This window comes from Pseudoxanthomonas sp. 97-1-1, assembly GCF_057773125.1.
Window position 1 is genome coordinate 735,739 of the sequence record NZ_JBYMTJ010000001.1, and the last position, 13,059, is coordinate 748,797.

Below are 13,059 nucleotides of genomic sequence, written 5' to 3' on the forward strand. Positions count from 1 at the left end.
ACCCATGAAGCCCACTACCCTGCGACACATCTTCAATGTCTGGCCGCCGTTCCTGTTCAGTGGGGTCCACGTCACCGAGATGGCCCAGGACTGGAGCTTCGCGCGCGTCGAACTGCGCATGCGCCCCTGGAACCGCAACTACGTGGGCACGCATTTCGGCGGCAGCCTGTTCGCCATGACCGATCCGTTCTGGATGATCCTGGCCAAGGAACGCCTGGGTCGGGACTACTACGTCTGGGACAAGGCTGCCGAGATCGAATTCGTGAAGCCCGGCAAGGGCACGCTGCATGCGGAATTCCGCCTGGACGAACGCGTGCTTGAGGAGATCCGCGCAGAGGCCGCCAACGGCCAGAAGCACCTGCGCTGGATGCCCGCGGATGTGTTCAACGCCCGGAACGAAGTCGTCGCGCGCGTGCGCAAGCAGATCTACGTGCGGCTGAAGCCCGAGGCGCGGCAGGCGGAGTGATCAGCGCAGCCGACCACCCATACCGTCAAAAGACAGGGGCAGCGAGAACTCGCTGCCCTGCCTGTCATTGAGCAGGTCGATCTCAAGGCCATCGCCGCCAGCACCGACACGGATTCTGCGACCTGTCGCATGCGCTTTCTGCCATTCATCGAGTCGCTCCACCAGCGGACGCTCATCGTTGCGCTGCGCGCGCAACGTCCGCCAAGCCGCCACGACACGCAATCGCGCCTCCGCATCCTGAAAACGTTCCGCATAGCCTGCCAGCGACGGTGCGGCGATGTTGTCGAGCATGCATCCCACCGGATTTCCCAGGCAGGAAAACGTCCATCCGCCATGCAAGGGCACGTGACCGTCCAGTGACACATCGGCGCGCACCAGCGCTTCCGCCTGCGGGCCACAGAACCATGCGTGGCGACGCGCGCTCATCGCCATGGTCTTGTGCTGGTCGAGGAACAGATCCGTCTTGAGCTTGCGATACCAAGGTTGTCCGGCGGCATTGAGCACGCGGAAGGTGCCCAGCGCGAACTTTCCCTCGCCGATCATCGTCGGACAGAGGCCGGCGACCATGGCGCCATCCGGCCTGAAGGCGTCTTCGCACGCTTCCGGCAATGGTCGATCGACAGGCAGTTCCACAAGCATTTCGACGAAGAGATCTGTCGACGCGTCCATCAGCGCGGTCCCCAGCACCCCGCCGATCAGATTGTCGCCACTGGCGACCATCTTGCGGGCAATCGACGCGTTGCGGCAGACGCCCCTCAGGCCCGCCTCGTGGTCGCCACGTGCGAATGCGTAGGCGTGCGCAGTATGCGCATGCACCAGGGGCTGGAAGGCAGGCAAGGGCATGTCCGGCCGCGCCGGAAACGGATTGCGGAAGTAGTCGTAACCGTCTAGAGCAGCGACGCGCGCCTCGAGCACCGAGCGGGAGGCCATGACCGGCACCAGGGCGTCGAGACGCGTGCGGACTTGCTGCAGGCAATCGGCGCCGCTGGTGCGGCAGAGCATGCCGCCGTCGGCTTCCGACTCGAGCAGTGGATAGTCCTCGAGTACGGAGCGATGGGGAGGCACCTCATCTTCGTCGGTCCATGCCCGCGACGCGTCGAAGCGGACGACATCATCGGCCAGCAGACGCTCTGCCTCCGCCACCGGGATGTCGTACTTCAGCGACCAGAGCGCTGCGAAACCGTTGCGTCCCGCCATAGGCCGTGGCGCCTCCACCAAGGCCAGAGCGTCGGCATCCGCGCGGGGAACCGGCATCCATCGACTGACGAGGTACGCCACCACGGCCAGCACAACCGCGCCAAAGACGACCAGGCCGAACCACCTGAAGAACCTTCGCATTCCATTTCCCCTGCACAGCATCCTGCAAGTGACTATATAGCCGCACGTCCATGCAGGCCTACAATAGCCCCATGCCCCCCGACCATCCCACGCACCGCGCTTCGGTGCAGAAGCTCTTCATCACCGGCCTGCTCACCCTGTTGCCCATCTGGCTGACGTGGGTGGTCATCAAGTTCGTGTTTGTGCTGCTGTCGGACATCAGCAAGCCCTGGGTCGAGCCGATGTCGCACCAGATCGCGGCGAACTTCCCCCAATCGCTGGGCTGGTTCAACGGCCTGTGGGTGCAGAACACGATTGCCATGATCGCCACGCTGTTCGTGATCCTGGCCGTGGGCGCATTGACGCGCCGCGTGGTCGGGCAGCGCCTGCTGCGCTGGTTCGAGGCGCTGATCGCACGCGTGCCACTGGCGAACGTCATCTACACCAGCGCGCGCAAGCTGCTGGACATGCTGGAGACCAAGCCGGGCAGCACGCAGCGCGTGGTACTCATCGATTTTCCGCATCGGGACATGAAATCGGTCGGTCTGGTGACGCGGGTGATCCGCGAGGAAGGCAGCGGCCGCGAGCTGGCGGCGGTCTACGTGCCCACCACGCCCAACCCGACCTCGGGCTATCTGGAGATCGTGCCGGTCGAGCTGCTGACGCCCACGGACTGGACCGTGGACCAGGCGATGAGCTTCATCATCTCCGGTGGTGCGGTGGCGCCGGAAACCATGCCGTTCACCCGCGCCGGGGACCGCTGAACCATGCATGCGCCGCGCACCCTGGATGATCGCGCGGTCCGTCTTTTCATCGTGCTGGCGGCGGTGTTCTGCGCCAACGCGGTGCTGGCCGAGTTCATCGGGGTCAAGATCTTCGCGCTGGAGGACACGCTGGGGATCGCGCCGCTGGAGTGGGCCCTGTTCGGCCAGACCGGATCGCTCAGCTTCACGGCCGGTACGCTGTTGTGGCCGTTCGTGTTCATCCTTACCGACACCATCAACGAGTTCTTCGGCAAACGCGGCGTGCGCTTCATCTCGTGGCTGGCGGTGGCCCTGATCGTGTACGGCTTCTGCTTCGCCTTCGCCGCCATCGCACTGGCACCGGCGGGCTGGTGGGTCGAGGCCGCGCAGTCGCAGGGCGTGCCGGATTACCAGAAGGCCTTCGCCGCCATCTTCGGCCAGGGCATGTGGACCATCGCCGGCTCGGTGGTCGCGTTCCTGGCGGGGCAACTGATCGATGTATCGGTGTTCCATCGCATCCGCAACGCCACCGGCGAGCGCTGGGTATGGCTGCGCGCGACCGGCTCGACCGCGATCTCGCAGCTGGTGGACAGCTTCGTGGTGATCTACATCGCCTTCGTGCTGGGCCCGCAGAAGTGGCCGACCTCCCTGTTCCTCGCCGTGAGCACGGTGAACTACGCCTACAAGATGCTCGCCGCGATCGCGCTGATCCCGCTGCTGTACGTCATGCGCCACGGTATCCGCCGTTACCTGGGGCACGAACGCGAACGACAGCTGCGCCTGGAAGCCGCCACGGACTGACGCCCGCCACATGCGCTAGGCTTGCACCGTTTCATCGAGGCGAGGCGGCGATGAAGGCAACCTGGATGCTCGGAGTGCTGTTGATGACCGCAGGCAATGCCGGCGCCGAGACGCGCGAAGCCACGATCGACGCGTGGATGCGGGACTACACCGGCACGGTGCCCGGCGCATCGGTCCTCGTGCTTCACGAAGGCGACGCGGTGTTCCAGCGCAGCTATGGACTGGCCGATCTCGAGGCCGGTGTCGCCGCGACGCCACAGACCAATTTCCGGCTGGCGTCGATCAGCAAGCAGTTCACGGCCGCTTGCATCCTGTTGTTGGCGGAAGAAGGCGCGCTGACCCTGGATGACCCCGTGCGCCGCTGGCTGCCAGCGTTGCCCGCAGCGACCGATGCGGTGACGCTCCGCCACCTGCTCAGCCATGCCTCCGGCGTGATCGACTACGAAGACCTGCTGCCCGAGGGCCAGGCCACCCAGGTGCATGACGCGGATGTGCTGCGGCTGCTCGAACGGGAGGAGCGCCTCTACTTCAAGCCCGGCAGCGATTATCGCTACAGCAACAGCGGCTACGCCCTGCTCGCGCTGGTGGTGGAACGCGCCTCGCGACAGCCGTTCGCCACCTTCCTGCGTACGCGCATCTTCGCGCCACTGGGCATGGACGCAACGGTTGCCCGCGAAGACGACGGCCCCGGCGTGGCGCATCGCGCATACGGCTACAGCCTCGCGAATGGCACATGGCAGCGTACCGACCAGAGCACGACCAGTGCGGTGCTGGGCGATGGCGGCATCTATTCGTCCATCACCGACCTCGCACGCTGGGACGCCGCCTTGTATGACGACCGCCTGCTGGGTGCCGCATCGCGCACGTTGGCGTTCCAGCCCGCCAACGCCACCCCCGAGCCCGATGTGGCGCATTACGGATTCGGCTGGCGCCTGCAAGGGGGAATGCAGTGGCACTCCGGCGAGAGCATCGGCTTCCGCAATGTGCTGGTCCGCTTCCCCACGCAGCGCCTGACCGTGGTCGTGCTGACCAATCGCGACGCTCCGGAACCGTATCGCCTGGCGCGTCGCATCGCGGGATTGTGGGGCGCCTCGCCCTGATCCACAGGCCAGCGAGCCGACCTGGCGGAGGAGGCTAATGTGACGTGAAAACCCGTCAAAACCGGCCAGTCGGTCAACGGTAAGCGCCTATAATTGTGACCGATTCAACATTTCGCAGCAGCAGAAGCGGGAGTGGGCGATGCACAAGTGGGCGATCCGAGGGAAAGGATGGCTGGGTTGCGGGCTGGCGATCCTGTTGCTGGCTTCGTGGTCGGCACAGGCACAGGACTGGGCCTACCGCGTACGCCCCGGCGACACGCTCTGGGACGTGACGGGTGCATACCTCAAGCCCACCATTCCCTGGCAGCGGCTGCAGGAACACAACGGCATCACCAACCCGTACGCGCTCGCGCCTGGCTCGACCCTCCGCATTCCGCTGCAATGGCTGGACAGCCAGCCCGCCCGCGCCAAGGTCGTGGCCGTGCAGGGCAGCGCCGTCACCCGGACCACGGCGGCAGGAACCGATGCCCCCGTCACGGCCGGCATGTCGCTGGCCAGTGGCGCCGTGCTCAAGACCTCGCCGGATGCATCGCTCAGCCTGCAGTTCGCCGATGGTTCGCGCCTGTTGCTGCTGGGCGGCAGTGAACTGCTGCTGGACCGCCTCACGCGTTTCGGCCGCTCCGGCATGGCCGACACACGCCTGCGCCTGCAGCGCGGGCGCATCGGCAATGAAGTGCGCCGCCTGCGCGGACCCGCGGCCAACTTCATCGTCGACACGCCCAGTGCGTCCTCCGCGGTGAGGGGTACCCGGTTCCGCGTCGAGGCCGCTGACGGCCGCACGCACACCGAAGTCCTCGAAGGCCGCGTCGCCGTGAGTGCGCGCAGCCAGCGCGGCGCGCTGGTCCGTCCAGGGTTCGGCGCGGTAGTGGCGGCGGGCCAGGCGGCCGTCACACCCGTCAAGCTGCTGCCCGCACCCAAGCTCGCGCAGGCGCCGCTGCTGTCGCAGAACACGCGCCCCGAGCTGGCCTGGCCGGCCGTGCCCGGCGCAACGCGGTATCGCGTGCAGGTGAGCGAAAGCGCCACCTTCGACAGCCTGCGGGTGGACGCGGAAAGCGATGCACCGGCCTTCACCCTGCCCGCGCTTGGCACCGGGCGCTATTTCGTCCGCGTGCGCTCGATCGGCGCAAACGGCCTGGAGGGCCGCGACGCCGTCGTGCAGGTCCGGATCGACGGCCAGCCCGTGCCGCCGTATTCCATCGCCCCGGCGGCGGCCAGCGTGGTCCGCACACCGGAGGTCACACTGAACTGGACCGGCGCACCCGACGCGGTCGCCTACGAGTACGAAGTCGCCGGCAGCGGCGGATACGCGCAGCCGGTCGCGCGTGCCCGCGTGGACGACGCCACCTCCACCCGGCTTCCCGATGCCCTCCCGCCGGGCGACTACACCTGGCGCATCCGCAGCGTGGATCGCCAGGGGAAGGCCGGCCCCTTCGGTGACAGCCTTGCCTTCACCCTGCGCCCCCTGGTCGAAGTAACGGCCATCGATGGCGGCGAAGCCGAAGCCGGCAACACGCGCGAGGTGACCTTCCGCTGGCTCGCCGGCCAGCCCGGCCAGCGCTACCGCTTCCAGATGTCGCGCACCCCGGACTTCAGCGAGGCGCAGGTGGACATGCTGGTCGACCAGCCCGAAATCACGCTGCCGCGGCTGCGTGGTGGCACCTGGTACCTGCGTGCCCAGACGATCGATGTCGACGGATTCGAGGGCCCGGTCCCGGCGCCGCAGGTGATCGACGTGCCCTGCCGGTTGTGCCGCATTGGCGCTGGAGCAGGGGCATTGCTCATACTGCTCGCCCTGTGAGTACCGCCGCGCCCGCGCCCAAATGGAAATCCCGCCTGCTGACGGCGGTGGGCGCGGCTGCGCTGGCGATCCTGGTCACGCTGTCCGGTGTGACCATGGCCCCGGACGCCGCTGTCTATGACGGGCTGGTGCTGGGCGCGGCCCCGGATGCCGACCCCCGCATCGTGGTGGTCGACATCGACCAGAAGAGCCTGGCCGAGCTGGGCCGCTGGCCCTGGTCACGGCGCACGCATGCGCAACTGGTCGACCGGCTTCGGCTGGCCGGCGCGAAGGGCATCGCGTTCAATATCCTGCTGTCGGAGCCTGCCCTCTTCGATCCGGAAGGCGATGCGCTGCTGGCCCGCGCGATCAGCCGCAGTGGCCGCGTGGTACTGCCGGTATTCGCCGAGCCCGTCCAGCTCAACGGTGCCACCGTCGAACTGATGCCGATCCCCGAGTTCGCCGCCTCGGCGGCTTCGCTGGGTCACGCCGAGATGGTGCTCGATGAGGATGGCGTGGCGCGCAGCGTCTACCTGCGTGCCGGCCTGGGTTCACCGCATTGGCCCTCACTGGCGCTGGCATTGCTCCAGTTGGAGCAGCCGCCCGGCGCCAACACGGAGCTGCCGGGGCGCCGGCTGGTGACCACCGACCTGGCGCCTGCATCACCCTACGAGTGGGTGCGCGACCACGAGGTACGCGTGCCGTTCGCTGCGCCGCCCAACGCCTTCCGCCATGTGTCCTATACGGACGTCCTCAACCAGCGCATACCGGCCTCGCTCCTGCGGGGCAACTGGATCGTGGTGGGCGTGAGCGCGACCGGCATGGGGCCGATCGCCCGCGCGCCCGGCCAGCCGGTGGCCGCCAGCATGAGTGGCGCGGACTACCAGGCCAACCTGTTGAACATGCTGTTGAATGACGCCGCCATCACGCCGCTGGGGGAAGGTTGGCAGGCGGGCTTGTCCGCGGCGCTCGCGGCACTGCCGTTGTTGCTGTCCCTGCTGCCGGGGCTACGCCGCGTCTGGCTGCCCACGGTCCTGACCATGGCAGGCACCGTGGTGGTTTCGGTACTGCTGCTGCGCTACGGGCACATCTGGTTTTCTCCCGTGCCGGCATTGCTGGTGCTCGCGCTTGGCGCATCGCTGTGGATCTACCGCCTGCTTCGCAGGACGCACAAACAGGCGCAGTCGGATGCGTTGACGGGACTGGCCAACCGCACCCGCTTCGATCACGCGCTGGACCAGGAGTTGCGCGTGGCACGTCGCAGCGGCCAGCCGCTGTCGCTGCTGGTGATGGATATCGACCACTTCAAGCAACTGAACGACACCCAGGGACACGCGGCTGGCGATGCCGCATTGAAGGCCCTGGGCCGCATCCTGCGCAGCCGTGCGCGGCGACCGCGCGACCTGGTTGCTCGCCTGGGTGGCGACGAGTTCGCGCTGCTGCTGCCGGAAACGTCGGCACAGGCGGCGGCAACCATCGCCACCACCATCCACGTGGATCTGGCCAACCAGGGCCGCAAACCCCACGGCACCAGCACGGGCACACCACCGCCGTTCACCGCCAGCATCGGCATCCACACCCACATGAGTGGCGACGACGCCGGGCCGGAAGACGTGTTCGATCGTGCAGACGCCGCGCTCTACCGGGCCAAGCAGGCCGGCCGCAACCGCAGCGTCAGCCACACCGGCGAGGCCGAACCGGTGGGAACGTCCGCCACGCGGGTCTGATGTCGGGTATCGGCGCCCGCACGGACCACGCCCCGGGCCTCAGACGTCCATCACCATTCCCGGCCTTGCGAGTTCCACCGGTGCGCCGTGGCGCTCCCCGATCTCGCCCGCGAGCGCTTCGCGTGCCTTGTCTTCGCCATGCACCAGCACCAGCGGCGGCGATGGCTGGAAGTTGTCGTACCACGCCAGCAGGCCGCGCTGATCGGTATGCGCGGACAGGCCACCGACCGTGTGGCGCTGGGCGTTGACGCGATAGTCGCGGCCGTGGATGCGGACCCACGATGCGCCATCCACCAGCCGCCGGCCCAGCGTGCCTTGCGCCTGGTAGCCGACGAACACGATGTGGGCGTTGCGGCGCCCCAGGTTGTAGCGCAGGTGGTGCTGGATGCGCCCGCCATTGGCCATGCCGGAACCGGCGATGATGATGGCGCCGTTCTCGATCTGGTTGATGGCCATCGACTGCTGCGTGGTTTCCGACACATGCAGATTGGGCAGGCGGAACGGATTGGGCGACTGCGACCACACCCGTCGCGCGTCCTCGTCGAACAGTCCATGGTGGCGCGCATAGACATTCACCACCTTGGCCGCCATCGGGCTGTCCAGGAAGATGCGCCAGCGCGACAGCTTCCACGCCTCCCAGTGCCGCGCGAACCAGTACAGCAGTTCCTGCGTGCGCCCCACCGCGAAAGCAGGTATCAGCACGTTGCCGCGGTCGCGCCACGCATGGTCGAAGATCTCGCCGAGTTCGCGGATCGTCTCCGGGCGGTCGCGGTGGTTGCGGTCACCGTAGGTCGATTCCATCAGCAGCAGGTCGGCCTGCGTGATCACTGCGGGGTCGCGCAGGATCGGCGTGCCCTTCGGTCCCAGGTCGCCGGAGAACACCAGCTTGCGGCCTTCGGCCCACAGCTCGACGATGGCCGAGCCCAGGATGTGGCCCGCATCGCGCAGGGCGATGTCCACGCCCGGCAGGATGGTCGTGCGTTCGTCGTAGGGCATCGGCTGCACCTGGCGCAGGGTCGCGTGCACGTCCTGCGCGGAGAACAGGGGCTCTGCTTCCGGCTCGCCATGGCGGCGGTCGCGGTTGGCGCGCTCGGCCTCGGACTCGGACAGCGATGCCGTATCCAGCAGCATGATCGGCAGCAGTTCTGCGCTGGCACCCTGGGTGTGGATGGGGCCGCGGAATCCGCGCTTGACCAGCAGCGGCAGCCTGCCGACGTGGTCGATATGGGCGTGGCTCAGCACCACCGCGTCGAGCGTGGCCGGGTCGAACGGGAACGGCTCGGCATTGCGCGCCTCGGCCTCGCGACTCCCCTGGATCAGGCCGCAGTCCAGCAGGATGCGCTTGCCCGCCGCCTCGACCAGGTGCATGGAGCCGGTGACTTCGCCGGCGGCGCCGTGGAAATGGACCTGCATGCAAATGCCCTCCCCGAAGGTGCGCCCAGTATGTGCCCTCCGGGGCGGGGAGGCATGACCTTCGACACACCTGCCCTCCCCGGGACAGGCGTAGAGTCGCGGCACGCCCCCACCCAGGGGGTTCCTTTTTTCCATTGCCCTGCCCGGGGCCGGAGTAGAACGTGATTGCCCGCAAACCCCAGATCCTGATGCTGTCGCTCGCCGTGGCCACCGTGCTGGCCGCCTGCGCCAAGAAGGAAGATGCCGCACCCGCCGCCGATACCGCCGCCAAGGCGCCGGCCGCGCTGGAACTGAAGCTGGACGAGAGCAGCCTGCCGGGCGTCAACCGTTTCCAGATCGGCGACCTGGATACCACCAAGAACGCCTGCACCGACTTCGCCGGCTATGCGAACGGCACCTGGCTGGCCGCCAATGCGATTCCCAGCGACCGCACCAGCTGGGGCGCGTTCGAGATGCTGGCCGAACGCTCCACCGCCATCCAGAAACAACTGGCCGAGCAGGCCGCTGCGCACCCGGGTGCGACCGGCGTGGAGAAGATCGTCGGCGACCTGTGGGCGACCGGCATGGATGAGGCCAAGGTCAACGCCCAGGGCATCGAGCCGATCAAACCCATGCTGACGGCCATCGACGGCCTGCAGGACAAGGACGCCATCGTGGCGTACCTCAACGAGTCCGCCGCGAAGGGCCAGGCCTTCCTGTTCGGTTTCGGCTCGTTGCCGGAGTTCAGCAATCCCGACATGAACACGGCGGTCGCCACGCAGGGCGGCCTGGGCCTGCCGGACAAGAATTACTACATCGACGCCGACAAGAAAGACATCCGCGACGCGTACATCGCGCACATCGCCAAGGTGCTGGAACTGTCGGGCACCACCGCAGCCGACGCGCAGAAGCAGGCCATCGACATCATGGCGTTCGAAACGCGCCTGGCGAAGGCTTCGAAGTCGCGCGAAGATCTCTCCCGCGACGTGAGCCTGTACAACAACATGGTGTCCATCGCGGACGCCGACAAGCTGACGCCGAACTTTTCTTGGACGAAGTTCCTCGAGTCGCAGGGCGTCGCCGGCCTGCAGCAGTTCTCGCTCGCCATCCCATCCTTCCACCAGGAAGTCAGCAAGATGCTCGGCGACACCGACCCGGCAACGTGGCGCGCGTACCTGCGCTTCCATACCGTCGACGGCGCGTCGCCCTACCTGAGCGATGCCTTCGCGAACGAGCAGTTCAACTTCTACAGCAAGACCCTGCGTGGACAGAAGGAGATCAAGCCGCGCTGGAAGCGCGTGCTCGATACCATCGAGGGGCAGAGCGGCGAAGCGCTTGGTCAGATGTACGTGAAGGTGGCCTTCTCGCCGGAAGCCAAGGCCAAGATGGAAACCCTGGTGGCGAACCTGGGCGCCGCGCTCAAGGCCCGCATCCAGAACCTGGCGTGGATGAGCGACGAGACCAAGGCCAAAGCGATGGAGAAGCAGGCCGCGTTCACCACCAAGATCGGCTACCCCGACAAGTGGCGCGACTGGGCCGGCCTGGCGACCAGCCGCGATAGCTACATCGGCAACGTGCTGGCCGCGCAGGAGTTCAACTACAAGTTCGACCTGGCCAAGATCGGCAAGCCCGTGGACAAGACCGAATGGGGCATGCCGCCGCAGATGGTCAACGCCTACTACAACCCGTTCCAGAACGAGATCGTGTTCCCGGCCGCCATCCTGCAGCCGCCGTTCTTCGACCCCAATGCGTCGGATGAAATGAACTACGGCGGCATCGGCGCGGTGATCGGCCATGAGATGACCCACGGCTACGACGACCAGGGCAGCCGCTTCGGACCGAGCGGCAAGTTCGAGAACTGGTGGAGCCCGGCCGACGCCAAGGGCTTCTCCTCCCGCACCGACAAGCTGATCGCGCAGTTCAATGACTACCGCACCAGTGACGGCCAGAAGATCAACGGCAAGCACACGTTGGGCGAAAACATCGCCGATCTCGGCGGTCTGGCCACGGCCTACGACGCGATGAAGGCGGCGGCCGGCGACACGCCCGACCCGAAGACCGACGGCCTGACGCGCGACCAGCGCTTCTTCCTCAACTGGGCCACCGTGTGGCGCCGCAACTTCACTCCGGAGGAACTCAAGAACCGCATCGCCACCGACGAACACGCCCCGGCGCAGTTCCGCGCGATCGGTGCGCCGTCGAACCTGCCGGCGTTCGCGGCGGCGTTCTCCTGCAAGGCGGGTGACGCGATGGTGCGCAGCGGCGACCAGCATGTCGTGATCTGGTGAGTCCCGCGTCAACATGCGATGCACGAAAGGCCCGGCGACGTCCGGGCCTTTCCTTTTGCGCATCCCCGGTTACGGTCCGCCCGGCGGTCGGCCGTTCGGGGGTGTTCCGGGCGTCACCCCTGTGCTGGCCACGCATCGAGGGGGCGTTGCAAGGCTGTGCTTCCACCCATCGAAGGAGGACTGCCATGACCCGTCTCACCGTGTCGATACTGGGCGCCGCGATCGCCTGCGTTGTGCTGGCCGCGTGCCAGAAACAGGAAACACCGCCTCCTGCGGACGCGCAGGCCACGGCTGAATCCACCGCCGCCGAGCCCGCCGAACGCGCCGCGCCACCCGTTGACCTCGAGCAGCTTGCCCAGCGCCTGGTTGCCAGCGCAGCGGTGAAGGAGGGCGATGCCGTCATCATCGTCGGCAGGACCCACGATGCCGAACTGCTGGAAGACATCGCGCTGCAGGTGCGCCGCGTGGGCGCTTTCCCGATGATCGAATACACCAGCGACCGGCTCGCCAAGCGGATGTTCTTCGATGTACCGGCGCAGTTCGACAGCCAGGCGCCGGCCCTGGACCTGGCGCTGTCCAAGGTCTTCGACGTGGTCATCTCGTTGAGCAACGGTACCTCGGAAAACCTGTTCGAAGGCGCCGACCCGCAGCGCGTGGCGGCGCGCGGCAAAGCCGGGGAAGCCATCGGCCAGGCGTTCATGAAGGAGAACGTGCGCCAGGTGGAGATCGGCAACGGCCTGTATCCCACGCCATGGCGCGCGCAACGGCTGGGCATGTCCGAAACCGAACTGGCCAGGACGTTCTGGGAGGGCGTCAACGTGGATCATGCCGCGCTGCAGACCCGGGGACAGGCGGTGAAAGGCGCGCTGGCCGCCGGCAACGAACTGCATATCAGCCATCCCAACGGCACCGATTACCGGATGCGGATCCAGGGACGCCCGGTGCTGGTCAGTGACGGCGTCATTTCACCGGAGGACATCCGCAGCGGCGGTCCCGCACTGCAGGTCTTCCTGCCTGCCGGCGAGGTCTACACCACGCCCGTCGCGGGCACCGGCGAAGGCCGCATCGTCGCCACCCGCGACTACTTCCGCGGGCAGGCCATCGATGACCTCGCCGTGACCGTCGCCGGGGGCAAGATCACCGCACTCACCGGGACAGGGCCCGGCTTCGCAGCGCTGAAGGCCGAATTCGATGCCGTGAGCGATGCCCGCAAGAACGACGTCTCGTTCTTCGACATGGGCATCAATCCGAACGTCAAACTGCCTTCCGGCAGCCAGGTGGGCAACTGGGTGCCGGCCGGCACGGTGACCCTGGGCCTGGGCAACAACCTGTGGGCAGGCGGCGACAATGTCCTCGCCTACGGCCTGAACTTCTTCCTGCCCGGCAGCACGGTGACGCTGGACGGCAAGGTCATCGTGGACAAGGGGCAATTGGCGTTGTGACGTCCT

General features: G+C 67.2%; 10 protein-coding genes. 8 read left to right on the forward strand and 2 right to left on the reverse strand.

Features of this window, described 5'->3' with window-relative positions:
• Nucleotides 1–4 precede the first annotated feature (4 nt).
• Nucleotides 5–466, forward strand: coding sequence for a DUF4442 domain-containing protein (locus AC3DET_RS03540; RefSeq protein WP_488390727.1), 462 nt, complete (start codon nt 5–7; stop codon nt 464–466).
• On the opposite strand, the gene AC3DET_RS03545 is transcribed toward AC3DET_RS03540, so the two are convergent.
• Nucleotides 467–1,804 carry a hypothetical protein gene (locus AC3DET_RS03545; protein WP_488390728.1) on the reverse strand — a complete coding sequence of 446 codons (1,338 nt, stop codon included), beginning with the start codon at nt 1,802–1,804 and terminating at the stop codon, nt 467–469. It lies immediately after the preceding gene.
• 71 nt (nt 1,805–1,875) lie between these two features.
• Here AC3DET_RS03545 and AC3DET_RS03550 point away from each other — a divergent pair, with 71 nt between their 5' ends.
• The 5 genes from AC3DET_RS03550 to AC3DET_RS03570 all read left to right on the forward strand — a co-directional run bounded on the left by AC3DET_RS03550 (nt 1,876) and on the right by AC3DET_RS03570 (nt 7,931).
• The gene (locus AC3DET_RS03550) at nt 1,876–2,547 is read left to right on the forward strand and encodes a DUF502 domain-containing protein (RefSeq protein WP_337730317.1); all 672 of its coding nucleotides are present in this window, start codon (nt 1,876–1,878) and stop codon (nt 2,545–2,547) included.
• Nucleotides 2,548–2,550: 3 nt separating this feature from the next.
• On the forward strand, nt 2,551–3,327 hold the full coding sequence (locus tag AC3DET_RS03555) for a queuosine precursor transporter (RefSeq protein ID WP_488390729.1): 777 nt from the start codon (nt 2,551–2,553) through the stop codon (nt 3,325–3,327).
• Nucleotides 3,328–3,377: 50 nt separating this feature from the next.
• Entirely contained in the window at nt 3,378–4,427 is a 1,050-nt protein-coding gene (locus AC3DET_RS03560; protein ID WP_488390730.1) for a serine hydrolase domain-containing protein, read from the forward strand.
• A 139-nt stretch (nt 4,428–4,566) separates the two neighbouring features.
• Nucleotides 4,567–6,225: a FecR domain-containing protein gene (locus AC3DET_RS03565; RefSeq protein WP_488390731.1), complete on the forward strand. Its 1,659-nt coding sequence runs from the start codon at nt 4,567–4,569 to the stop codon at nt 6,223–6,225.
• On the forward strand, nt 6,222–7,931 hold the full coding sequence (locus AC3DET_RS03570) for a CHASE2 domain-containing protein (protein WP_488390732.1): 1,710 nt from the start codon (nt 6,222–6,224) through the stop codon (nt 7,929–7,931). Before AC3DET_RS03565 ends, AC3DET_RS03570 begins: the two co-directional genes overlap by 4 nt.
• Before the next feature lie 39 nt (nt 7,932–7,970).
• Here AC3DET_RS03570 and AC3DET_RS03575 read toward each other — a convergent pair whose 3' ends face one another.
• Nucleotides 7,971–9,344: an MBL fold metallo-hydrolase RNA specificity domain-containing protein gene (locus tag AC3DET_RS03575; RefSeq protein WP_488390733.1), complete on the reverse strand. Its 1,374-nt coding sequence runs from the start codon at nt 9,342–9,344 to the stop codon at nt 7,971–7,973.
• A gap of 188 nt (nt 9,345–9,532) precedes the next feature.
• On the opposite strand from AC3DET_RS03575, the gene AC3DET_RS03580 reads away from it, so the two are divergent.
• Entirely contained in the window at nt 9,533–11,611 is a 2,079-nt protein-coding gene (locus AC3DET_RS03580; RefSeq protein WP_488391163.1) for a M13 family metallopeptidase, read from the forward strand.
• 185 nt (nt 11,612–11,796) lie between these two features.
• Nucleotides 11,797–13,053, forward strand: a complete 1,257-nt coding sequence (locus tag AC3DET_RS03585) for an aminopeptidase (protein WP_488390734.1) — start codon at nt 11,797–11,799, stop codon at nt 13,051–13,053.
• Nucleotides 13,054–13,059 lie beyond the last annotated feature (6 nt).